Origin of the sequence: Spiroplasma endosymbiont of Sarcophaga variegata (assembly GCF_965178695.1) — a bacterium.
In the GTDB taxonomy this organism is placed as follows: Bacteria; Bacillota_I; Bacilli_A; order Mycoplasmatales; family Mycoplasmataceae; genus Spiroplasma; species Spiroplasma poulsonii.
Genome location: NZ_CBCXVU010000002.1, coordinates 1,096,566 through 1,122,249 on the forward strand (window position 1 = coordinate 1,096,566; position 25,684 = coordinate 1,122,249).

Consider the following 25,684-nt stretch of genomic DNA (forward strand, 5'->3'; position numbering starts at 1 on the left):
TATTAATTGTGCAAATGGAAAAACTAGAATTATACCTTTCTGAAGCTAAGATTCAAGAAGGAATCAAAACTTATGCGGAAAAAATTAATACCTTATATGCGGGAAAAAAATTATATTGTATTGGTTTAATGAACGGAGCCCTCTTTTTTATGAGTGATTTATTAAAACGACTTAAAAATTATATTGTTGTTGATACAATGAGTGTTTCAAGTTATGAAAAAACAAATTCTACCAACAATATTACAATTCATAAAGATATTTCAAAAGATATTACCGGGCAAGATGTTTTGTTAATTGAAGACTTAATTGATACTGGGCAAACATTATCGGTTGTGATTGAAAAATTACAAGCAAAAAAACCAAATAGTTTACGAGTGGTTTGTTTAGCAGATAAAATTGAAATGCATCCTGACTTTAAATATGATTATGATGCTTTATTTAATTTCCCAAATGAATTTATGGTTGGTTATGGGTTTGACTATGATGATCAATATCGTCAGTTACCCGATGTATATATATTTAGAGGTGAATAAATGAAAACAGAAAATAAAATTATTATCTTAGATTTTGGATCACAATATACGCAACTAATTGCTCGTCGTATTCGTGACTTAGAAGTATATTGTGAGGTGTGACCATACAATACACCGTTAGAAAAAATTAAAACAACCCCAATGAAAGGAATTATTTTATCCGGTGGTCCTGCTTCAGTTTATGCAGAGGATGCTTTTTTAATTGATTCAGAGTTACTTCAATTAGATTTACCAATTTTAGGAATTTGTTATGGAATGCAGTTAATTAGTCATTTATCTGGTGGAAAAGTGCAACGAGCAGCGAAAAAAGAATTTGGTTTTTCAGAATTAGTTATTGATGATCACCACGATTTATTTGCTAATGTTCCAGTTAAATCACAAGTCTGGATGAGTCATGCTGATCACATTGAAGTGATGCCAAAAGATTTTGTTCAAATTGCGCATAGCGCAAATTCAATTAGTGCAATTAGACATACAACGAAAAAAATTTATGGGTTACAATTTCATCCTGAAGTAACACATACTTTAATTGGTGAACAATTATTAAAAAATTTTGTTTTTAAAATTTGCCAATGTGAAGCAGATTGAAAAATTTCAGAATTTATTACTATGTCAACAAGGGAAATTAAAACTAAAGTTGGTAGTGACAATGTTGTTTTAGCATTATCGGGGGGAGTTGATTCTAGTGTTTGTGCAGTCTTATTACATCAAGCAATTGGTCAACAGCTAACTTGTATTTTTGTTGATACGGGGTTATTGCGTCAAGATAGTGGTTGATATGATTTACAAAAATTTCAAAAACAATTTGGTTTAAGCATTCTAAAAATTGATGCTAAAGAAAGATTTTTAACAGCATTAAAAGGAGTTACTAATCCAGAACAAAAACGAAAAATTATTGGAAACTTATTTATTGAAATTTTTAATGAAGAAGCACAAAAAATTAAAAATGTTAAATGATTGGGGCAAGGAACGATTTATCCTGATGTGATTGAATCGGTATCAGTAAAAGGGCCTTCAGCAAAAATTAAATCGCATCATAATGTGGGGGGATTGCCAAAAGATTTACCCTTTCAATTAATTGAACCATTACGCGTGTTATTTAAAGATGAAGTTCGTAAGACTGGTGAAGCGTTAGGAATTGATCATCAATTTGTTTACAAGCATCCTTTTCCAGGACCAGGTTTAGCAGTTCGAATTATTGGTGATATTACATCCGAAAAAGTAACATTACTACAAGCAGCTGATCAAATTTTCATTGATGAATTATATAATTTTGACTTATATGATCAAGTTGCTCAAGCTTTTGTTGTTTTATTGCCCGTTCAATCAGTTGGGGTAATGGGTGATGTTCGGACATATGGTTATACTGCTGTTGTTCGTAGTGTTGATACAACTGATTTTATGACAGCGAATTGAAGTCGGTTACCGTTTGAACTATTAGATAAAGTTTCATCACGGATTGTTAGTGAGGTTCACGGTATTAATCGTGTGACTTATGATATTACTTCAAAACCACCTGGCACAATTGAGTGAGAGTAGCAACCATAACAGTGTTTAATAAAATAAAAAAAGGGAGAATTAATCTCACTGCGCTTGATTGTTCTCATAACTGTTAGGGCAAAAAAGAGTGAAAGTAGAAAAATAGGGAATTTCTTCATATAATTGGTTTATTTTGAAAAAAGCTTTATGAAGGATATTACAAGACAATTAAGAAGAAGATATTTACAAATCATTTTAAAAATGATATTATTTATGTTAAGAATGTTGAGGTATAAAATGCAAATTAAGATGCTACAAGAATTAAAAATTTTTTTACAAAAAAATAAGTTAATTCTTTTTGATATCTTTAATATTCTACAAATTAACAATATAATGAAAATTAATAATGCAAAATTTACTAGTTGATAATGTTTATAAACTAGTTTTTAATGCAATTTTAAGAATGAAAGGAGAAAAAATGGAAAAAGAACAAATTACGAGCATCGATAATAATGTTAAATTATTATTAGCTCCCCATGAACGCCCAAAAACTTTTTTACAATGATCAATTTTATCCTTGCAATATGTTTTTGCAATGTTTGGTTCCACAGTGTTAGTGCCGTTGATTATTAATCAAACAGCTGGTGTTGAAGTTATGAATATTTCAATGGCTTTATTTTGTTCGGGTGTTGGAACATTAATTTACATTGCCATTACGGCAGCAAAAGTGCCAATGTATTTAGGAAGTTCATTTGCCTATATGGGAGCAATGGGGGTTTGTTATCCTTTGTATGGAAATGCTATTTTTATTGCCGTAATGATGGTTGGAGTTATTTATATTACATTTGGAGTTTTAGTATATTTTATTGGTAATAAATTTTTAGAACGACTATTGCCAGCAGTTATTGTTGGACCATTAATTATTATTATTGGAATGTCAGTTGCTCCGAGTGCTATTAATAATGCTGGATTAAATCCAGCAGCTTGAAAAGAAAGTTATTCACATTTAATTGGAATTGGGATTGCAGTTTTTACTTTTTTGGTAACGGCAATTATTGCTTTAAAATGTAAGGGATTTGCAAAAGTAGTACCAGTTATTATTGGGGTTGTAATGTGTTATTTATTATGTGTTATTTTGCATTTTGCAATTGGAACTCAATATCATATTTTAGACACTTCAAAAATTAGTGACCCAAGTCAATGACAGTGATATCCTTATTTTAAAAAATTTGAGATTTAAAAGCAAGTAATATTGTCCCAGCAATTTTAGCAATTAGTCCCTTGGCAATTATTGCCATTGCTGAACATATTGGTTATCATATTAGTATGGGACAAATGACAGGTAAGAATTTTGTTAAAGATCCTGGAATGCATCGAACATTAGTTGCAGATGGGGTTTCAATTATTTTTGATGGCTTAATAGGAGGTCCTGCAAACACAACTTATGGTGAAAATACCTCGGTTGTTGGAATGACAAGAATTGCTTCAGTGTGAGTAACGGGATTAGCTGCCCTGTTTGCGATTGTGTTATCTTTTATTGCCCCGGTTAACCAGTTGGTTCAAATGCTACCAGGTCCAGTTATTGGTGGTATTAGTATGATTATGTTTGGTTTAATTGCAACAAATGGAATTCGTGTTTTAATTAATAATCGGATTGATTATACCAATATGAAAAATGTCTTTGTAACAGCAATTATGTTATTCTTAGGATTGGGGGGAGCAATTTTTAACTTTAATATTGGTAGTGGTAATTTACAATTTATGGGAGTTGCTTTAGCTGCTTTTGTTGGAATTTTCTTAAACTTACTTCTACTAGATCATCAAAATAATGGTTTTATATGGTGAGAAAAAATCAAGCTAATTATTAAAAAGAAAAAAGACCGCCCAAAAAAAGTAAAAGATAAAAATGAACAAAAAGAAGAAGTAAGTCAAAACCAAAAAAATAATAAAAATAAGAAACCTAATAACGAAGATGATTAAATTATAATAAAAGAAAAAAAGCAATAAATATTGCTTTTTTAATATATTTTTTGAATATTAATGTGTAGGTTAATTATTTTTAATAATATTTTGAATTCAATTACTAAAAGCTCCAACAGCAGTAAAAACAGTTGGTAATGGTGTTGTTCAATCATAAACACCGTGGCTAACAATTCCTTCTGTTACTCATTGGTTATTAATTTTTTGAATTACAGGACCACCACTATCACCAAGGGCAGAGCTTATTCTTTTGCCAGTAATTGTTCCACCTAAAAAATCATAATTTTGATCAAAATCAGAAATTTGGTATTTTGGGCCTTTCGTAATTGCGTGGTCTTGAATTGGCATTAATGCTTTTTTCATATGTGTTGGTCAAATTGGTTGTCCTTGTGAATCAAGACCACTAATTCCAAAACCAGTTACAATTGCATTTTGTCTTGCTTGGGGGATTTGTGATTTATTTGCAACTTGAATTGGTGTAATATCAGTAACGGGATGATCTAATTTAACTAGAGCAATATCTTTTTTCATATCATAATGACTGCCACCATAGACAAAATATTGGTTAGCATATACTGTTTCTGGTTGATAAGGTGTTACTTTATCATAAAGGCCAAATGTAACTTGCATTGGTAACTGTGCAAATTGAAAATCACTAGCAACATGCGCTGCTGTTAAAAGTCAATTTGGAGAAATTAAAACACCACCACCAATTCCGGTGGTTGTAATTGGTGCTCCCTTATTACTTATAAGACCATATCATGGAAATTCACCATTTTTAACATCAACACCATTGGTAACTTCAACATTATTATTTTTATTATTGATAACGATTGTACTAATTGTACTTGTGCTAGCCATTGCTAGACTAGTAAAAAGAACCAGTATTTTTTTCATAGTTACATCTTCTTTCTTAAATTATTGGTTATGAGATGAGGGTGGTTAATTCTCACTTATTTTATAACCGGCTTCATTATATCCTTAATAATCTGCAAAAAAATTGCTTTAACTTTTTTTATTGTAAAAATTATTTCCCTAATTTTGTTATTTATCAATGATTTTAAAAAATTTAATTGCAAATAGTTAACTTTTATAGAATAATTAATAAGGAATAATTCGGTTTGTTATTAGGTTAAATTTTAAGGAAGTGAAAATCAGTGCTATTTTTGAAAAAACTGGAGGCGTTTGGATTTAAGTCATTTGCTGACCCATTAACTGTCAATTTTGATCATAAAATGATTGGAATTGTTGGACCTAATGGGAGTGGAAAATCAAATATTAATGATGCAATTCGTTGATGTTTAGGTGAACAATCAATTAAATCACTGCGTGGAAATAATAGTGAAGATGTTATCTTTAATGGTTCTGAAACAAAATCAGCTTTAAATATGGCAGAAGTAAAATTAACTTTTGATAATACAAAACGAATTTTTGCAATGGATTATGATGAGATTGAAATTGTTCGTCGTGTTTTTCGAGGAACAGGAGAAAATGAATATTTTATTAACAAACAACGGGTACGTTTAAAAGATGTGCAAGATTTTGCGATGGATAGTGGTTTAACAAAATCATCACTAGCTATTATTTCACAAGGCAATATTAATGCTTTTGCAGAAGCAAAACCATTAGATCGTCGTGCTTTATTTGAAGAAGCGGCGGGGGTTTCAAAATACAAACGACGAAAATTAGAATCATTAAAAAAATTAGAACGTTCAAATGAAAATTTAGCTCGTCTAAAAGATATTTTAAATGAAATTGAACGAAAGTTACCAAGTTTAAAACGGCAAAGTGAAAAAGCTTTAAAATATACTACCTTAAAGGATAAATTAAATGAAATTGAATTATCGGTTTTGGTTAAGGATATTACTTTTTTTAATGATAAATTATTTGAATTACGTGAACAACAAAAAACAATTACAAGTACAAAACAAGAAGCAGATCGTGAATTAAAAAATAAAGAAATTGAATATAATGAATTGAATAAAGAAAATTTTAACTTAGATACAAAAATTAGTACTTTAAGTAGAGAATTTCAGAGTTTAGTTTCAGAAATTAGTGATTTAAAAGTTCATAAAATTGAATTAGATAATAAAGAAGCTGCTTTAAAAATGTCAAATAATGATATCACAATTACTAATATGCTTAGTGATTACAATGAACTAACTTTTAATCTCCAAAATGAACAAGAAAAATTAGAAATTTTGGAAAAACAACAACTTGAATATCGTAATCAGCGCAATGATTTTAATGCAATTCAAGCTAAATTAAATGAGAATCTAGGGGCAATTAATAAAACAATCGTTCGTTTAGAAAGCGATTTAGAACGAGCACAACATAAGTTTGAAAATCAAGATAATTTGCATGAAGGGGTTAAAAATATTATCAACAATAAAAATGTTTTACCTGGTATTATTGGGTTAGTACAAGAAATAATTAATGTTGATAATAAGTATGAACAAGCAATTGTGACAGCTTTAACGGGACGGTTACAAGATATTTTAGTTAAAAATGTTGATAGTGCAAAACGAGCAATTTTATATTTAAAACAAAATCGCGCTGGACGGGCAACTTTTATTCCATTGGATGTTATTTCGCCGCGTTTTCTTAGCGGTGATGAAGAATTTGTGATTAAGTCAGTACCCGGATATTTAGGTTTAGGAAATAATTTAGTTAAAACAAGCAAAGAATATCGCATTGCAATTGATTATTTATTAAGCCGTTATATTATTTGTGCCGATTTTGATGTTGCCCAAGAAGTTGGAAGATTAACAAAATATCGTTACAATATTGTTACTTTGGATGGGGAGGTAATTCGCCCACAAGGAGCTGTTTCGGGTGGTTCGCGCCGTAATAAAATGACAATTGTAAATCCAGAAAAAGAGCTTAATGAAATTAATGGGCATTTAGCAGTTAAGGGTGATGAACAACAAGGAATTATCCAACAGTTAAGTACAATTCGCCATCAATTAGATGAAGTTAATGAAATTATTGCTGAAAATCAGGCTTCAATTGGTGCGGCAAAGCGGCAAATTGAAATTATTAAGCATGATCAGATGAAATTGCAAAGTGAATACCATTTGTTAACAGCAAAAAATATTGATGAAACAAAATTAGAAGAAAATCAAGAGGTTCTTAATATTGTTGATAAAATTAAGCAAAAAGAACTTTTAAAAACAAAATTAGAACAACAATTAAATGTTGCCCACAGTTTGAAAGATAAACAATCATTCACCATTAATGAATTGAATAATTATATTTCAGAAAAACGTTATTATATTTCCGCTTTACAAGACCAAATTAGTAAAATCAACACTGATTTATCGATTATTAATGTTAAAATTCAACAAAATTTAACACGATTAACAGAAGAGTATCAAATGACATATGATCATGCCAAAACATTAGAATTAAAAGTAATTGATAATGAAGACTTGATTCGTGATGAAATTAAACAATTACGAAGTGATTTAGCGCAAATTGGTAGTGTTAATTTAGAAGCAATTGATGAGTATAAGGAAGAATATGAACGTTTCCAGTTTATGAATAATGAATATAATGATTTAAATGATTCAGTTAAAAATTTATTAAAGTTGATTGATGAAATGGATGCTATTATGGAAGAACAATTTGATAAAACAATCAAAGAGGTTAATAAAAATTTACCATCAACTTTTGAAGTTTTATTTGGTGGTGGGTCAGCAAAAATTATTTATACTGAACCAGAAAATTTATTAGAAACTGGTGTTGATATTAAAGTATCACCACAAGGGAAAAATATTACTAATTTAAATTTATTATCTGGTGGTGAAAAATCATTGGTTGCGTTATCAGTTCTATTTGCGATTTTAAAAGTTCGCCCAATTCCGTTAGTTATTTTAGATGAAGCAGAAGCACCGTTAGATCCAGCAAATGTTGAGCGTTTTGCTAAATACATTCGTACGTTTGTTGAGGCAACCCAGTTTATTGTTGTTACTCATCGAGTTGGAACAATGGAAAATTGTGATGTCTTATATGGGGCAACAATGCAACAAAAAGGGGTAACAAAGATTGTGGGAATTAAATTGCAACAAGCTGAGGAAATGATTCAAGATTTTGAAAATAAAAAAGCATAAGATATTTTATGATTTTTTATTTTTTTGATACAATTAATGTAAATAAATGAGCAAAGTTAAAAATATATTACAGCGGGAGGAAACTTAACGGATGAAGCCAAACGAATCTACTAAAGCTTTTTCAAAGAAACAAGAAAAGAAAAATTTCTTTAAAACTTTAGTAGGAGAGATTAGCAACCATAAAATGATTACTTTAATTGGTTTTGTTTTAGTGTTAGTAATATCAATTGTTATTTGAACAGTTGCTTCGGCGAGTAATGTTATTGTCGCGGGGGGAAGTACTTCTGTTGCACAAGTGATGGCAAATATTACCGAGCAGTATAAACGTGATAAAAAAGAAGACATTCTATATAATTCATTAGGAAGTGCAGCTGCTTTAGTTGGCGTTAAAAATGGGAGTTATGCTTCTGGGTTTTTATCAAAAGATTTTAATTCTACGCCAACTCAAGGTGATAATCGTGCTAATGCCCAACAATTATGAGAAGATTATCAAACATCTCGTTTTGTGTTTGCCCGTGATTATATTGTACTGTTTTATCATTTACCAGCTGGTTGTCAAATTAATCCTACGCAAGATTCATTACATTTTGAAAGTTTTTATGGTGGAAAAGGAACAGAATTGATCCGTCGAATTTATACGGATACTAATTTTACTTGACAACAAGCTTTTGGTTCACAACTAACTTGTAGTGGTGGGAGCAATAAGTTTTATACTTTAACCCGAGAAGCAGGAAGTGGAACAAGAGATTTCTTTGAATCAGCAGTAATTAAAACCAAAAACTATGATACAAATCAAGTTGCAGCATCAAATGGTGCGATGTATCAAGCTGTTTCAACTACGCCAGGATCAATTGGCTTTATTTCGTTTTCGTATCTTAAAACAATTATTGATGATAGTCGTTTAGGAATACAATCAATTGCGAGTGTGATTGGCCAAAGCACAACGACACCAGAATTACCATATAAAATTATTGATAAAAATTTAGAATTTAATCCAAAGTATTCTTTAACCCGACCATTTACCGGAATTATTAATTATCGTGGTTCACAATTTGATAAGGCATTAGCTTTTATTGCTTTAATGTTAGACCCGTTGCCATATGCAAAAACAAAGCAGTATTTGCGTAATGGTCAGATTAATCCGTATTATGACTCGAATTTTAAATTAAGTGTTCATGATGCAGCATATTGATATATTGAAGAAGGAGAAGAACCCTTAACATTTGATGATATTTTCTTCCGAAAATATAATAATAATACAGAATTTGCAAAAAGCGGCAAAGCAACACCTAATGAAAAAGTTCCATGGAATTTTAGCGCAAATTATAGTAGTATTTGAGATACTATTTTACAAAAATTCCCTGGTAAATATCAGGCGTATCCTGGTTATGAATATAATGGATCGGAGAATTAACGATGGCAAATAAAGATGTTAAAGAAGTTATGACAGCAGATAGAAAACCAGTGCGGGAAAAAATGCGCATGTGACGTATTCGCTTTGCCAATAATTTTCGTGGTCGAAAACAATTAACTGATTTTGGATCTAAAATTATTATTTATAGTTTTGCGATTTTAACAATTTTAATTTTATTAACTTTAGTTGGTTTTATTATTTATAAATCAATTTATTTTTTCCAACATTATCCAGGTGGTTTTTGAGGATTTTTATCTGGTCAAACCTGAAATGCTAATAATAATCAATTTGGAATTTGACGAATTGTTATTGCTACTTTCTTTGTTTTATTAATTGCGTTACTTTTTGCAATTCCGTTAACAATTTTTTCTTCATTATATATTTCAGAATATTTAAGTCCAACGATTAAACGTCGTGTGATAGGAATTATTCAATTGCTAGCAGGAATTCCTTCTGTTGTTTTTGGGTTATTTGCCTTAGCTATTTTAGGACCGTTATTTATGTTAATGGGAGCACCATCAACATCAAACTTATTGGTAACATCAATTACGTTAGCATTTATGGGTTTACCAATTATGATTTCTTTATCAATAAATGCGTTAGAAAACGTTCCCGATTCATATCGGTTTGGATCATTAGCATTAGGTTTGAGTAAAACACATACCACTTATCGCATTGTGTTACGATCAGCATGGTTTAAAATTATTACAGCCATTATGATGGGGGTTGCTCGAATTATTGGGGAAACAATGGCTGTTATGATGATTGCCGGGAATGCACCTGATGGATTAAAAGTTGGGAATGGTTTTCTTAATTTTATTTTTTCATCAATTGCGACAGTAGCTTCAACAATTGGGTTAGAAATGTTAGAAAACTCGGGACCAATGCATGAGTCAGCTTTATATGATATTGGTTTGGTTTTATTTATAATTGTTTGTATTATTAATATTTTTATTATTTCATCGCAAGCTTTTAATAAGCGTAAACGAAATTATCATACTCGTAAAACAACAAAAAGTTTACGTTTAAGTAAATCATATAATGGTAATAAAATTAATAAATTATTTTATGAACGAATTGAAAAAACACGGGGAATTAAAAAATTTAAAGATGGTTTAGGAATGTTCTTCCTAATTTCATCAACAGTGATTGTGGTGTCTTTTACCTTAATTATTTTAATTACTATAATTTGAAAAGGTTTATTTGGAATGGTTTGGCACGACTTAATTTCGACTTCAACATTTGATGGCGGTGCGGGAATTCTTTCAACCTTTTTTGTCACCTTGTTATTAGTTATTTGTTCAATGATCTTTGCAGTGCCATTAGGTTTAATGGTTGCGATTTATTTAAATGAATATGCTCGTCAAAGTAGTATTTTTGCCAAAGCAGTTCGCTTTGCAATTGATGTTTTATCATCAACACCAAGTATTATTTATGGAACATTTGGATTAGCATTCTTTATTGGTGTTTGTCGGTTGCCCCTATCAGTTTTAGCATCAGGATTAACTTTAACAATTGTTATTTTGCCAATTATGATTCGTAGTATTGAAGAAGCTTTAGCGGGAGTCGAAAATTCAATGCGAAATGCTTCGTTAGCTTTAGGGGCAAATAAAACATCAACAACCTTAAAAGTTGTTTTACCAAACGCAATGCCAGGAATTGTAACAGCAATTATCTTAGCAATTGGGCGAGTAATTGGGGAGTCAGCCCCAGTTTATTTAACATTGGGAACCGCTGTCCGGTTGCCAATTGCTGGGTTTATGTCCCCAGGAGCAAGTATGACAACGCAAATTTTAATGTTATCAAAGGAAGGCGCAACAGCTGATGCGATGCGGATTATGTTTGAATTAGCTTTTGCCATTATGGTGTTAATTTGGTTATCAAATAGTTTTGCCCATATTTTAGGGAAAAAATTTGCTCCAAATTATGTTAAAATTGGATTTAAGCAGAAGTGAAAAATGCGAATTAATAGTTTAAAATTTTTCTTTTCAAAAGAAAACTATCTTCATCAAAAAGAAAACGTTACTAATTTTTGAAGAAAAATTGGACCTAAGAAAAAACAAACAGCAAAAGAAGACAAAGATGATAAGAAGGGAGAACAATAATGGATCCGAAAGTAATCATTAATAATCCAACATTTGATTCATCAGACAATAATCCAGATTTAATTGAAGTAAAACATGTTGATTTTTTCTATAAAGGAAATAAACAAGCCCTTTTTAACATTTCAATGAAAATTAAAGAAAATACGGTAACTTCTTTTATTGGTTCATCAGGGTCGGGGAAATCAACATTATTACGATTATTTAATCGAATGAATGATGTTGAGCTAAAATCCGTTGTTAAAGGTGAAATTCTAATTAATGGAAAAAATATTTATAGTCCTGAAACAGATATTGTCAAATTAAGAACTGATATTGGTATGGTTTTTCAAAAACCTTCACCATTTCCAATGTCCATTTATGATAATGTTGCTTATGGACCACGAAACCAAGGGATTCGTGATCGAAAACTTATTAATAGTATTGTTGTTGAAAGTTTAAAACGAGCAGCATTGTGAGATGAAGTAAAAGATAATTTAAGAGATTCTGCTTTTGCTTTGTCGGGTGGTCAACAACAACGACTTTGTATTGCTCGTGCCATTGCGATGAAACCAAAAATTTTATTAATGGATGAGCCAACAAGTGCGTTAGATCCAATATCAACATCAAAGATTGAAGAATTAATTACACAATTGAAAAAAGATTTTACAATTATTTTAGTAACCCACCATATGCAACAAGCAGCACGTGTTGCTGATTATACTGCTTTTTTTGCAAAAGGGAAATTAATTGAATATAATAAAACTAAGATTATTTTTTCACGTCCGGCTAATAAAAAAACGGAAGATTATATTACTGGTCGTTTTGAATAATGACAGAAAGGAGAAGGAAGGAAACGATGAGCGTTAAAATTGAAAATGATCTAGCCCAAACAAAACAAATGATTATTGATATGATTGCGATGACAAAAAATCAATATGATGATATGGTTAAGTGTCTTGAGGAAAATGATATTGAACTTGGGAAAAATGTGATTTCTTCTGATGAGACAATTAATAAAATGCAAGAAGCTTTTATTGAAGTTTCATTATGAAAAATTGCAAAACAACAAATGGTAGCAAAAGATTTGCGACGAGCAGTTGGTTTTATCTTAATTGTTAAAGAGGTTGAACGGATTGCTGACTATGCAAAAAGTATTTGTCGCTACTATATTAAATATAAACCCTCAACTAAATTAATTAATTTTTTAAAAAAATTAGTTGCTAAAGTTATTGAAATGCTAACTGAAGTATCAAATATTTTTGAAGAAGAACGAATTGAATCGGCATATAATATTTTAAAATATGATACTGAATTAGATAAAATTTATAAAGTTGAAAATGATGCATTAATTGAAAAAATCCGAGAAGCAAAAACTAAAGAAGAAATTAAAGTTATTACACTAACAATGCAACAATTACGTTCAATTGAACGAGCAGGAACACACATTATTAACATTGCAGAAACTTTAATTTATATTATTGAGGGAAAAATCTATGACTTTGAATTACCAATTTAAAATAATCTTCTTTATGAAGATTATTTTTTATTAATAACATTATTGAAAATAAATAGTGATTTACTAGTAATTTGTTATAAATATTATAAAATAAAATTGTTAAAAAGGTGATTTTAAAGGAGAATTGATATGTCATATTTAGATAATTTAAAGTTATGGAAAAATGCTAAAAACTTAGATCCAACATTAGAAACTGAATTTCAACAAATGTCTGAGGTTGAATTAATTGCTGCTTTTTCGAATGATCTGGAATTTGGAACAGCTGGGTTACGAGGATTACTTGGTCCTGGAACGGGCAAAATGAATTTATATACAATTAGAAGAGCAACATTGGCATTTATGCAATATTTAAAGAAAATTTATTCAGAAACTGATTTAAAAACAAAGGGTGTTGTAATTGGCCATGATAATCGTCATTTTTCTACTGAGTTTGCACAAGAGGTTGCTGATATTTTTGCTAATAATAATATTAAAGCAATTTTATTTAATAATAATGATTTACGACCAACACCAGTTGTTTCCTATACTGTTCGTAAAATAAAAGCTGCTGCCGGGGTCATTATTACAGCTAGTCATAATTCACGTGAGTACAATGGTTATAAGATTTATGATCATAATGGTTGCCAATTTTTACCTGTGGCAACCGATATTATTGGAGCAAATTATTTGAAAATTAAAGAAGAAGTTTTTAATTTAACATTAAAACCAGATCCAAGTTTAATTACTAATGTTCCTTTAACAATTGAAGAAAATTATATTGCCGATGTTAAAGCAATGCAGTTTTATCCAAATCAAAAACGTAATATTAAAATTGTTTTTTCTAATTTACATGGCACAAGTAAAGACTGAACACCACGAATTTTACAAGACTGTGGATATGAAGTTATTATTGTTGAAGAACAATTTGCCAATGACCTTAATTTTACTTTTGCGCCCAATCCAAATCCAGAATTAACTGAATGTTATGATTTAGCATTAAAATATGCCAAAAAGGTTGATGCAGATGTTATTATTTTAAATGATCCAGATGCTGATCGTTTGGGAATTGGGGTTAAGATTGCGGATAAGGAATACTACTTAATGACAGGGAATGAAACTGCCCCAGTTTTAATTGAATATTTATTTTCACATTATAAAAAGAACAACACACTACCTCAAAATGGTGTATTATATAATACTTTTGTCACCGGTAATTTATCAGATAAAGTTGCTGAAAGTTATGGTGTTAAGGTTATTAAAACATTAACTGGTTTTAAATGAATTGGTGATCAAATGAGTAAAGCAGATAGCAACGGAGTTCAGTTTTTATTTGGTTTTGAAGAAGCATATGGTTATGTTTTAAAAGATATTACTCGTGATAAAGATGGAATTCAATCATCGGTGGTATTAGCTGAAGCTTGTTGATATTATCACCAACAAGGAAAAACACTTTTTGATGTCTTAGTTGAACAATATGATAAATTTGGATATTTTTACTGTAATACCGTTAATTTAGTTCGTGATAGTGTTGATGGAAAGACAATTATTAAGAGGATGTTGCAAAAATTGCGACAAGAAGAGATTGCTAGTTTAAACGGAATTAAATGTATTAAAAAGGAAGATTATCTAAATGGGTTATATAATATGCCAGGACAAGATTTACTAAAATTTTATTTTGAAGACGGTAGTTGATTTGCTGTTCGGGCAAGTGGGACAGAACCAAAAATTAAGTTTTACTTTGTTTGTGTTGATAAAACAAATGAACAAGCAAAAGCAAAAATGGAAGCAATGTATCAAGAATTAGAAACTAATTATTTAAATACTTAAAAGTATGCTAAGATATATTTTAGGGGGTTACTAAATGGCAAAGATTATATTTGAAGCTGATGACAATCGTAAAGGTATTATCGATAAACTTTTTGTTAAAAATCAACAAAAGGTGCAAGCAGGAGATAAAATCGTTAATGTCATCACTCAAAATAAAGTATATGAAATAAAAACGCCAGAAGCTGGTGAAGTACAAAATCTTATTGCTTATGAAAATAAAGTTATTAATAGTGGCGATGTTTTATTAGAAATTGTGCCACCAGAACCCGCTCTTAATGACCAAAAATATGAAACTAGTCAAGATTATAATACTAGTTCTTTTCGTGGTTCATCAAGATATAATGCAGCTAATAATCCATCAATTGATATTAAAAAATCAGAAACTGAAATTTTTCGTGAAGAATTAATTGAAACATTATTAGCTCGTGAAGTTACCGGTGAAAACCCTAAAAATGATTTTGAACCAACAATTGAGCTAAACTCAAAAGGAACAACACCGCAACAAGAGAAACAAAATTTATTTCAAGATAATGTTAGTACAACATCATTTTTATTAAAAGATAAAGTTGAAAATGTTATTGAAAATATTCCAAATGAAAATAATATTGAAACCTTGAAAAAGGATCTTGGCCAATTAAAAGAAAATTTAACAACAGTTAAAGATGATTTAGAAACAATTAATATTAAAGAAGAAATTATTGAAGATATTGCACATTTAGAACGAGACTTAGCATTATCAGCAGAAATGAAAGAAAAAACGCAAAACTATGATGAAATATCAAATACGTTGATTCACCGTATGTATACAGATATTCAAGAAGAGTTAAATCAAGAAAGTAATGAAAAAGAATTAATTTTAGATGATGATAATCCCGAAACAATTTATTTTAGTGAAGATTTAACATTAGAAGAGTTGGGAGAAGATATTGCTTTATCTGCCTCAAATATTGATGAAATGAAGACTGATTCAAAGTTAGGACATAATGTTTTAAGGGTAACAGACGTAGTTTCAACAAAACAACATAATAATGGACCTTCCGAATCCCATCCTCATCATTCAGAATCTGTTGTTCATCATAGAGAACCAAAACCTCATGCAGAATATCACACAATGTCTATAATCAATCATAAAGAAGTAAAACATGATGAGCCAGTAAAAACACATCATTCTGTTTCGGATCCAAAGACCCACAGTAGTCATAGTGAATCTGCTCCAGATCGAACAGAAGTAAAAGGACATTATGCTCATTCTGAAACGCACCCGGTTTTGCATTCTGACACCTCTGAAGGTTTAAAAACACATGTTTCGCATTCAAAACCAGTAACTCATTTGAGCTCTCATGTTGATGAAGATGCTAGTTCTGGTTCAGAAACTGTTTCGCACCCAAAACCACATGCTGGGTCTCATTCAACATCTACGGTTCACCATAAAGAAGTAAAACATGATGAAGAAGTAAAAACACATCATGCTGCTTCACATTCAAAGGTACATAGTGGTCATAGTGAATCTGCTTCGCATTCTGTTGAAACAAAAGCACATTCGGCAGGACATTCAAAATCACATGTTGAAACATCAGAACATATGCAAGACAAAGCAGTTCTTGACAATAATGGTAAAGTATTACAAGCTGATCAAGTTAAATTAAATCATCAAGCAATCACCCGGGCAAAAGTAATTATGGAAAGCAGAAAGAATATTGCTCATAGTTTTATTGATGTTGAGGTTGATGTTAGTGAATTAGTTAGTTTATTATCAATCATGCGAGAAGCATATTTATCAAATGAGCTTGAATTAACATTATTACCATTTTATATTAAGGCAGTTTATGAGGGTTTAAAAAAATTCCCAATTTTAAATGCATCATTTATTAGTAAAGAACATGCCCTTTTATTAAAATGATTTTATAATATTGCTTTTAGTGTTGATATTGATGCGGGGATTAAAATGCCTGTTTTATCTAATTTAAAAAATGAATCAATTAAAGAAATTGCGGTAAAAGCAACAAAATTAATTGAACAAACTATTAATGATAAATTAACCGACAAAGATTATCAAGATGCATCATTTTCAATTGTAAATTATGGTGAATATGGAATTACGCGGGGAACTTTTACCATTCCAGAAGACAATGTTGCTGGAATTGCAATGGGAATTATCTTTAAAAAACCAGTTGTTGTTGAAAAAAACGATATTACAATTCGTGATATTATGATAATTACCCTTGGTTATAATGAAGCTGTGATTTATATTACTGAAGCAAGTAAGTTTGTACATTATGTTGCATATTTATTATCAAATCCAGGATTATTGTTATAAAACAAGAAAGTGATGTTTTTCTTCATTATGCATTTCTTTATTTTTAGAAAGGAAAAAAGACAATGAATATTAGGGACTTAACGAAAGGGACCAATAATATTGAATTAGTGGTCATTGCTGATAAGGTAACACAAGGAACTGCTTCAAATGGGAGTACTTATTTGTCAATAACATTAAAAGACCGCACAGGAACAATTGAAGCACGATTATGAGATGCTCGTCCTGCTGATATTGAATGTTGAATTAAAGGAAATTGTTATAAAGTAAATATTAATATTATTGAATATCGAAAAGTGTTACAATCAAAAATTAATACTTATGACATTATTGATAATGATAGTATTAACTTAGAAGATTTTATTGAAGTAGCACCACTTCCACCTGATGTAATGTATGATGAAATTATTACTACAGTGCAAGCAATGCAGACAACAGAATATCGTGAAATTATGACTTTAATTTTATCAAAATATGGGGAACAATTTAAAATTTGACCAGCAGCAGTTCGCAACCACCATGAAATTAAATCAGGATTAATTTGACATAGTTTAACAATGTTAAAAATGGCAAAGAATGTTGCTAATGTATATTCTGATCGGTTAATTGATTCTGAACTTTTATATTGTGGTGTTATTTTACATGATTTGGGAAAAGTTATTGAAATTACAAGTGGAGCAACTAATGATTTTTCATTAGAAGGAAAATTAATTGGTCATATTTCAATTATGGCAAATGAATTAAACCATATGGCTAAAATTAATGATTTAAATTCTGAGAAGATTATTTTATTAGAACATATGATTTTAGCTAGTCATGGTCGTTTAGAATATGGGTCACCAGTTGAACCACATTTACTAGAAGCTGAAATTTTATCATTTTTAGATAATTTAGATGCGCGAATTTATCGAATTGATAAAGAATTAGAAAAAACGTCAGTTAATGAGCAAACACAACGTTTATTAGCGGTTGAAGGACGTTGATTCTTAAAACACTTTGAAAAATAAGCGATATCCTAGTCAAAAAATACCAAAATTTTTGAAAAATTTTGGTATTTTTTCAGTTTTCTTACCTTTTTCGTGTGTTTTTCTTTTCTATTTTTTATGGCAGGTATATAATAAAGGTACGGTATGATTTAATTTTCAGGAATATATGCCGCATTTTTAAATATAACTATGGGCATTTTTTTAGTTAGTTATATCGAAAAAACCAAAAATACTGTGAGAACAGAGAAGGAGAATATAAATGAAAGTTATTGTAGTCGGAACTAATCATGCGGGGACAACTGCTGTTAGAACCCTAAGAAGATTAGATCCTAAAGCAGAAATTGTTACTTATGATAAAAACAACAATATTTCGTTTTTGGGATGTGGAATTGCATTATGAGTTTCAGGAGAGGTAAAGGATCCAAAAGGCTTATTTTATGCTTCACCAGAGATTTTACAAAGTGAAGGTATTAAAGTAAATATGGAACATGAATTATTATCAGTTGATAATAAAAGTCAAAAAATTCGTGTTAAAGATTTAAAAACTGGCAAAGAATTTGATGACAATTATGACAAATTGATTTTAGCAATTGGTTCATGACCAATTATTCCAAACATTGAGGGTATTAACCAAGAAGGTGTTCATATTGTTAAATGATACCAACACGGGGAATTGGTAAAAAAAGCAAATGATGATAAAAATATTAAAAATGTGGTTGTGTGTGGAGCAGGATACATTGGCGTTGAATTAGTTGATGCTTTTCACCAAAAAGGAAAAAATGTGACCCTAGTTGATATTTCAGATCGTATTATGCCACGTTACTACGATAAACCATTTACTGATAAAGTTGAAAACGCAATGCGGGAAGCGGGCGTTAATTTACGTGGTGGCGAAAAAGTTATTAAATTCGAAGGAAACAATAACAAGGTAACAAAAGTAGTAACCGATAAAGGTTCATATGATGCTGATTTAGTAATTTGATCAGTTGGATTTAAACCTGCCACAGAAATTATAAATGGTGTTATTGATTTAGATAAAAATGCCGCAATTATGGTTGATAAATATATGAGAACTTCAGATCCAAATATTTTTGCAATTGGAGATTGTGTTGAAGTTTATGATAACGCTAAAAAAGCACCAGCATATATTGCTTTAGCAACAAATGCTGTTCGAACAGGAGTTATTGCTGCTGTTAACGCTTTAAAACCAGAAGGTTTAGCATCACCAGGATTCCAAGGTTCAAATGCAATTAATGTTTTTGGTTGAGCATTAGCTTCAACAGGAGTAACAGAAACAGTTGCAAAAGATCTTGGTTTTGATTATGAACAAATTACTTTTACCGATAATGATCGTCCAGAGTTTATGGAATCTTATCAAGAAGTTTTAATTAAGATTATTTGAGATAAAAAAACAAGAAAAATTATTGGAGCACAAGTTGGTTCAGTAGCTAATCATACAGAAGTTATGTATATGTTTTCATTGGCTATTATGAAAGGAGTTACAATTGATGAATTACCATTAGTTGATATTTTTTTCTTGCCACACTTTAATAAACCATATAACTTTATTACTTTGCCAGCATTAGGGGTACTAGGTTTAAATTACTTTAAAAAATAACTATGATCTGTTTTAAAAATCCTTCTACGGATGTCTATTTTAATTTGGCTTTAGATGAATATCTCTTAAAAAATGAAATTAAGGACAATATTTTCTTTTTGTGAAAAAACTCGAATACAATTGTAATTGGTCGTAACCAAAATACAATTGAAGAAATTAATTTACAAGCAGTTGAGACTGATAAAGTAAATGTTGTTAGACGTATTACTGGGGGAGGATCTGTTTATCAAGATGATGGAAATCTATGTTTTTCCATCATTGTTGATAAAGATGATGAAATCGCGAAAAATTATGAAAGTATTTTGCAACCTATTATCAATGTTTTACAAAAGCTTGGTTTAAATGCTAAGTTTGCTGGTAAAAATGATATTGAAATTAATGGTAAAAAAATTTCTGGAAATGCTCAAATAAAATATAAAAATCGCTTATTACATCATGGAACATTTTTGTTTGATGTTGATTTAAGCAAGATGCAAAAATATTTGAATGTTGATCAGAGTAAAATTGTTTCAAAAGGAATTAAATCAATTCCAGCGCGAGTAACAAATATTCGCCCATTGTTAGAAACAGATATTACAATTGATCAGTTTATGGATTTTATTACAAAAGAACTATTAGCCCAAGGAAAAACAGTGGTTGATTTACCGCCCGATATTATTGCTGCTGCTAATAAATTAGCGGATGAAAAATATCGAACATGAAACTGAAATTTTGGTAATTCACCAGAATTTAGTTATCAAAATAAAATCCGTTATGAAGGAAAAGGAACTGTTGATGTTCGTTTAAGTGTTAATGAAGGAAAAATCACAAATATTAAATTTTATGGTGACTTTTTAGGTTCAGGTGGAACAGATCACCTTGAAACGCTTCTAACAGGTTGCGAATATAGTCCGGACAAAATTACAAAAGAATTATTAAAAATTAATATTAAAGAAATTTTTGGAGAGAAATTTGAAACACAAGAAATCTTAGATGTTATTTTTAATTAAAAACTTATAGAGAAACAGAAAGGATGGAATTAAAAATGTATTTTGACAAGTTTAATTCGTTAAAAAATGAAATGCTTCAAATTATGGATGAAACAGGAAAAATTGTTAAACCAGACTTGATGCCAAAAATTAGCGATGATGAAGTTTTAACCGCGTATAAATTAATGTGTTTATCTCGTCGCCAAGATGATTTTCAAAATAAAATTCAACGTCAAGGGCGAATGTTATCATTTTTATCTTCGACGGGGCAAGAAGCAACTGAAGTAGCATATGGAATGCAAATCATTAAAGGAAAAGATTGATTTTCTTCAGCTTACCGAAATAATGCTGCTTGATTAGCAAGTGGTGTGCCAATGCGAAACATTATGTTATATTGATGTGGAAATGAAATGGGGAGTAAAATGCCAGAAGGAATCAATACTTTGCCAGTAAATATTCCAATTGCAACACAATATTCCCATGCAACTGGTTTAGCATTTGCCGAAAAGTATAATAAACGTGATGGTGTTGCTATTACAACCACTGGTGATGGAGGTACATCAGAAGGAGAATTCTATGAGGCAATTAACTTTGCGCAATTATATGAAGTTCCAGCGATCTTTATTGTTGAAAATAACCAATATGCTATTTCAACACCACGCCGAAAAGCAACAAAAGCAATTAACTTTGCTGTTAAAGGAGTTGGTGTTGGAATGCGTAATATTTTAGTTGATGGAAATGATTTTTTTGCTGTTTATGGTGCCGTTCAAGAAGCAATTAGTCTTGCTCGTAAGGGCGAAGGACCATCATTAATTGAATGTAATACATATCGTTTAGGAGCTCACTCATCAGCTGATGACCCAAAAGTTTATCGTGATGAAAAATTACACGAAGAAGCCTTAAAAAAAGATCCTCTAATTCGTTTAAAAGCATACTTAATTGCAAAGAAAAAATGATCAGAAAAAGAACAAGAAGCATTAGATGCTGAGCAGGATAAATTTATTAAAGGTGAATTTGCTTGAGTTGAAGAAAACAATAATGTTTCAATTCGTGATATTTTTGCTTACACATATGCTGAAATGCCAAAATTTTTAGAAGAACAATATCAAGAAGCAGAGGCATTCTTTGCAAAATATTCAATTAAAGGAGGACATCACTAATGCCAGTTGTAAATAATATTCAAGCATTAACACATGCTTTAGATCTAGCAATGGAAAAACATCAAAATGTTGTTTTGTATGGAGAAGACGCTGGTTTTGAAGGCGGAGTTTTTCGAGCAACAGTTGGATTACAAGAAAAATATGGTGAAGACCGTTGTTTTGATGCGCCAATTGCTGAGGCAACTTTAGTTGGAAGTGCGGTTGGAATGGCAATTAATGGGATGAAACCAATTGTTGAAATGCAATTTGAAGGATTTTCATATCCTGCTTTACAACAACTTTTCACTCATGTTGCTCGTATGCGTAATCGTTCACGTGGGCGTTTCACTTGTCCCCTAATTGTTCGTATGCCAATGGGGGGAGGAATTCGTGCGTTAGAACACCACTCTGAAGCAATGGAAGCAATGTTTTCACATAATCCAGGATTAAAAGTGATTATTCCTTCAAGTCCATATGATATGAAAGGATTATTATTAGCGGCTGTTGAATCACCAGATCCAGTAATCTTTTTAGAACCAACAAAAATTTATCGTGCCTTTAAACAAGAAATTCCTGATGAATATTATACTTTACCAATTGGTGAAGGTTATAAAATTCAAGAAGGTGATGATTTAACAATTGTTACTTATGGGGCACAGGTTGGTGACTGTGAAAAAGCATTGGCCCAACTAAAAGAAGAAGGAGTCAATGTTAATGTTGATCTAATTGATTTACGAACAATTCAACCATGAGATTGTGATATGGTTATTGAATCAGTTAAAAAAACTGGTCGTATTTTAGTTGTTCATGAAGCAGTTCGTTCATTTTCAGTTGCCTCAGAAGTAATTACAATCGTTAATGAAAATTGTTTTGAATATTTAAGAGCCCCCGCTGGACGGGTAACAGGTTATGATATTATTATTCCGTTTGATCGTGGAGAACATTATCATCAACCATCAGTACAAAAAATTGCTGTTAAAATTAAAGAATTAATTAACTACCAATTTTAGAGAGGAGTTGTAAGAAAAATGGTTAAATTTAAATTTGCAGATATCGGAGAAGGATTAACTGAAGGAAAAGTTGCTAATATTATGATTAAAGTTGGCGACAAAATTAAAGATGGAGATGAAATGTTTGCTGTTGAAACAGATAAAGTTAATACAGAAATTTATTCTCCATGTGATGGCGTTGTTAGCAAGATTAATATGAATGTTGGTGACACAATTTACGTTGGTGATGTTGTGGTTGAAATTGATGATGGTGGTGCAGATAGCACTGATACCGCCCCAGCACAACCAGCCTCAGCCCCAGTAGAAGAAGAAAAAGCAGCCGGGGTAGTTGGTGCTGTGCCAATTTCAAATACTGTTTTAGCTCCCCGTCATTTACCAAATAGTAATAATATTAATAGTGGTAATAACAGCAATGTTTTATCAACACCGCTTGTGCGAAAAATGGCGGCTGATTTAAAAATTGATTTAACAAAAATTCAAGGATCAGGGTCAAATGGTAAAATTATGAAAGCTGATTTAGCACAGGGTAATAGCGCCTCACCAACTGGTCCATCATTATCAGCAATGCCAATTGAAATTCCAAAAATTACGGCAACGGGAGCTGTTCGTCGTGAACCAATGTCACCAATTCGTAAGGCAATTGCTAAACAAATGACATTATCAAAAACAGTTATTGCAGAAACAACATTAATGAAAAATATTGATGTTACAAAATTAATTGAAATTAGAACGCAATTAAAAGGACAAGCAGAAAAGCAAGGCGTTAAATTAACTTATATGCCCTTCTTTATGAAGGCATGTGCCGTTGCGTTAAAAGATTTTCCAATTTTAAATTCGTCATACGATCAAGAACAACAAGAAATTATTTTTAAAGATTACTATAATATTGGGATGGCAACTGATACCCCAACAGGATTAATGGTTCCCGTTGTGAAAGGTGTTGATCAATTAAATGTTATGCAAATTGCAAAAATGGTTAATGATTTAGCATCAAAAACACGTGAACGTAAATTAAAACCAGATGAAATGAAAGATGGAACTTTCACAATTACAAATTTTGGGTCAGCTGGAATTGAACTAGCAACACCAGTTATTAACTTCCCAGAAGTTGCAATTTTAGGAGTTGGAATTATTAAAAAAACACCAGTTATTAATAGCAACAATGAAGTTGAAGTTAGTTCAATCTTACCATTGTCATTAACAATTGATCATCGTTTAATTGATGGTGCTGATGGTGGACGCTTTTTAGCACGAGTAACTGAATTATTAGAATCACCAGCTTTATTATTATTGTAAGAGAAGAGGTTATGAGATGGAAAATAAATATGATGTAATTGTTGTCGGAGCTGGTCCAGGTGGATATGTTGCGGCAATTAAAGCAGCCCAAGAAGGTTTAAAAACATTAATTATTGAAAAAGAATATTATGGTGGTGTTTGTCTAAATGTTGGTTGTATTCCAACAAAAGCGTTATTAAAAAGTAGTAAAGTTTACGATTTAATTGGTCATGCTGATACTTATGGAATTGATATTTCAAAAATGACAGAAGTTGCCCCAAATTGAGTAAAAATGCAAGAACGCAAAGCAAAAGTAGTAACACAATTAACAAAAGGGGTTGAATTCTTATTGAAAAAAAATAAGGTTGACCTAGTTAAGGGTGAAGCGAAAGCAATTGATAAAAACACAATTGAAGTAGCAGGAAAACGCTATACATGTACAAATTTAATTATTGCAACAGGAAGTGTTTCACGTAATTTACCATTACCAGGCTTTGAACAAGCAGAAAAAGATGGTTATGTTATTTCATCAACCGAAGCTTTATCATTACCAAAAATTCCAAAAAAATTGGCAATTATTGGTGGTGGTGTTATTGGAATTGAATTTGCTTGTTTATACCGTCGTTTAGGAACAGAAGTAACAATTTTACAAGGTTTAGATACAATTTTAGAAATGTTAGATAAAGATATTCGTGAAGAATTAACAAAACTATTAATTAAAAATAAAGTTAAAATTGAAACATCTGTTAAAATTAAAGAAATTAAAGGTAAAACCGTCATTTATGATAATAGTGAAGGAAAAGAAGTTAAGTTAGCAACTGATTATTGTTTAGTATCGGTTGGTCGTGTCCCTGTTACAACCGGTTTTGAAAATATCGGGTTAAAAATTGGTGAACGAAAAAATATTGAAGTTGATGATCAATGTCGTACTAATTTACCAGGCGTTTATGCAATTGGGGATGTTGTTGGAAGAGCAATGTTAGCCCATGTTGCTTCATCACAAGGTCTTTTAGTAATTGATAATATTAAGGGAAAAAATGAAAAAATGAATTATAATCGCATTCCATCATGTATTTATTCATTTCCAGAAGTTGCAACCGTTGGAATCACCGAAGAACAAGCAATTAAAGATAAAATCGCTTATAAAGCTTTTAAATTTCCGTTATCAGCGAATGGAAAAGCACTAGCAGATGGTGAAACCGATGGGTTTGTTAAAATTTTATGTGAACCTAAATACGGTGAAATTTTAGGGGCCCATATTATTGCGGCAACAGCAACGGATATGATTTCAGAAATTACTGTTTGTATGGAAACAGAAGGAACAATCCATGAATTTGGAAAAGCGATTCATCCGCACCCAACTTTATCAGAAGTTTTAATGGAAGTTGCGCACTGTTTAGAAGGACATGCCATTCATATTTAAAGTTACAAAAAGTAACTTTTTTTATAT

19 protein-coding genes are annotated in these 25,684 nt (G+C 30.8%); 18 read left to right on the forward strand and 1 reads right to left on the reverse strand.

Going from position 1 to position 25,684, the window contains the following annotated elements; all coding sequences use genetic code 4:
• Positions 1-14: 14 nt before the first annotated feature.
• The 4 genes from hpt to ACOBME_RS07600 all read left to right on the forward strand — a co-directional run bounded on the left by hpt (position 15) and on the right by ACOBME_RS07600 (position 3,992).
• Complete coding sequence (hpt, locus tag ACOBME_RS07585) at positions 15-533, forward strand: hypoxanthine phosphoribosyltransferase (protein WP_419334835.1); 519 nt, start codon at positions 15-17, stop codon at positions 531-533.
• The gene (gene guaA, locus ACOBME_RS07590; RefSeq protein WP_338965417.1) at positions 534-2,072 is read left to right on the forward strand and encodes a glutamine-hydrolyzing GMP synthase; all 1,539 of its coding nucleotides are present in this window, start codon (positions 534-536) and stop codon (positions 2,070-2,072) included.
• A 346-nt stretch (positions 2,073-2,418) separates the two neighbouring features.
• On the forward strand, positions 2,419-3,252 hold the full coding sequence (locus ACOBME_RS07595; protein WP_419334838.1) for a solute carrier family 23 protein: 834 nt from the start codon (positions 2,419-2,421) through the stop codon (positions 3,250-3,252).
• Positions 3,253-3,293: 41 nt separating this feature from the next.
• The gene (locus ACOBME_RS07600; RefSeq protein ID WP_338965420.1) at positions 3,294-3,992 is read left to right on the forward strand and encodes a solute carrier family 23 protein; all 699 of its coding nucleotides are present in this window, start codon (positions 3,294-3,296) and stop codon (positions 3,990-3,992) included.
• A gap of 69 nt (positions 3,993-4,061) precedes the next feature.
• Here the strand turns inward: ACOBME_RS07600 and ACOBME_RS07605 are convergent, their stop codons facing one another.
• The gene (locus ACOBME_RS07605) at positions 4,062-4,889 is read right to left on the reverse strand and encodes a serine protease (protein WP_338965422.1); all 828 of its coding nucleotides are present in this window, start codon (positions 4,887-4,889) and stop codon (positions 4,062-4,064) included.
• Positions 4,890-5,149: 260 nt separating this feature from the next.
• Here ACOBME_RS07605 and ACOBME_RS07610 point away from each other — a divergent pair, with 260 nt between their 5' ends.
• The 14 genes from ACOBME_RS07610 to lpdA all read left to right on the forward strand — a co-directional run bounded on the left by ACOBME_RS07610 (position 5,150) and on the right by lpdA (position 25,657).
• The gene (locus ACOBME_RS07610; RefSeq protein ID WP_419334840.1) at positions 5,150-8,104 is read left to right on the forward strand and encodes a chromosome segregation protein SMC; all 2,955 of its coding nucleotides are present in this window, start codon (positions 5,150-5,152) and stop codon (positions 8,102-8,104) included.
• A gap of 91 nt (positions 8,105-8,195) precedes the next feature.
• Entirely contained in the window at positions 8,196-9,518 is a 1,323-nt protein-coding gene (gene ptsS, locus ACOBME_RS07615) for a phosphate ABC transporter substrate-binding protein (RefSeq protein WP_338965424.1), read from the forward strand.
• 2 nt (positions 9,519-9,520) lie between these two features.
• A complete protein-coding gene (gene pstA, locus ACOBME_RS07620) occupies positions 9,521-11,623 on the forward strand; it encodes a phosphate ABC transporter permease PstA (RefSeq protein ID WP_419334842.1) in 2,103 nt (700 codons plus the stop codon).
• Complete coding sequence (gene pstB, locus ACOBME_RS07625; RefSeq protein WP_338965428.1) at positions 11,623-12,432, forward strand: phosphate ABC transporter ATP-binding protein PstB; 810 nt, start codon at positions 11,623-11,625, stop codon at positions 12,430-12,432. The genes pstA and pstB overlap by 1 nt, the downstream gene beginning before the upstream one ends.
• A 26-nt stretch (positions 12,433-12,458) precedes the next feature.
• Positions 12,459-13,118, forward strand: coding sequence for a phosphate signaling complex protein PhoU (phoU, locus tag ACOBME_RS07630; RefSeq protein ID WP_338965429.1), 660 nt, complete (start codon positions 12,459-12,461; stop codon positions 13,116-13,118).
• Between the two features lie 129 nt (positions 13,119-13,247).
• Positions 13,248-14,924, forward strand: a complete 1,677-nt coding sequence (locus tag ACOBME_RS07635; RefSeq protein WP_419334845.1) for a phospho-sugar mutase — start codon at positions 13,248-13,250, stop codon at positions 14,922-14,924.
• A 34-nt stretch (positions 14,925-14,958) separates the two neighbouring features.
• Positions 14,959-17,241 carry a 2-oxo acid dehydrogenase subunit E2 gene (locus ACOBME_RS07640; RefSeq protein WP_419334847.1) on the forward strand — a complete coding sequence of 761 codons (2,283 nt, stop codon included), beginning with the start codon at positions 14,959-14,961 and terminating at the stop codon, positions 17,239-17,241.
• Positions 17,242-17,303: 62 nt separating this feature from the next.
• Positions 17,304-18,245 (forward strand): 3'-5' exoribonuclease YhaM family protein, encoded by a 942-nt coding sequence (locus ACOBME_RS07645; RefSeq protein ID WP_338965434.1) that lies wholly within the window; start codon positions 17,304-17,306, stop codon positions 18,243-18,245.
• Between the two features lie 238 nt (positions 18,246-18,483).
• Complete coding sequence (locus ACOBME_RS07650) at positions 18,484-19,842, forward strand: FAD-dependent oxidoreductase (protein WP_419334849.1); 1,359 nt, start codon at positions 18,484-18,486, stop codon at positions 19,840-19,842.
• Between the two features lie 2 nt (positions 19,843-19,844).
• Positions 19,845-20,831, forward strand: a complete 987-nt coding sequence (locus ACOBME_RS07655) for a lipoate--protein ligase (RefSeq protein WP_419334851.1) — start codon at positions 19,845-19,847, stop codon at positions 20,829-20,831.
• Between the two features lie 35 nt (positions 20,832-20,866).
• Complete coding sequence (gene pdhA / locus ACOBME_RS07660; protein WP_419335384.1) at positions 20,867-21,970, forward strand: pyruvate dehydrogenase (acetyl-transferring) E1 component subunit alpha; 1,104 nt, start codon at positions 20,867-20,869, stop codon at positions 21,968-21,970.
• Complete coding sequence (locus ACOBME_RS07665) at positions 21,970-22,959, forward strand: alpha-ketoacid dehydrogenase subunit beta (protein WP_338965440.1); 990 nt, start codon at positions 21,970-21,972, stop codon at positions 22,957-22,959. Before pdhA ends, ACOBME_RS07665 begins: the two co-directional genes overlap by 1 nt.
• 18 nt (positions 22,960-22,977) lie before the next feature.
• Positions 22,978-24,255, forward strand: a complete 1,278-nt coding sequence (locus tag ACOBME_RS07670; RefSeq protein ID WP_338965442.1) for a dihydrolipoamide acetyltransferase family protein — start codon at positions 22,978-22,980, stop codon at positions 24,253-24,255.
• Between the two features lie 16 nt (positions 24,256-24,271).
• Positions 24,272-25,657 carry a dihydrolipoyl dehydrogenase gene (gene lpdA, locus ACOBME_RS07675; RefSeq protein WP_338965443.1) on the forward strand — a complete coding sequence of 462 codons (1,386 nt, stop codon included), beginning with the start codon at positions 24,272-24,274 and terminating at the stop codon, positions 25,655-25,657.
• Positions 25,658-25,684: the final 27 nt, after the last annotated feature.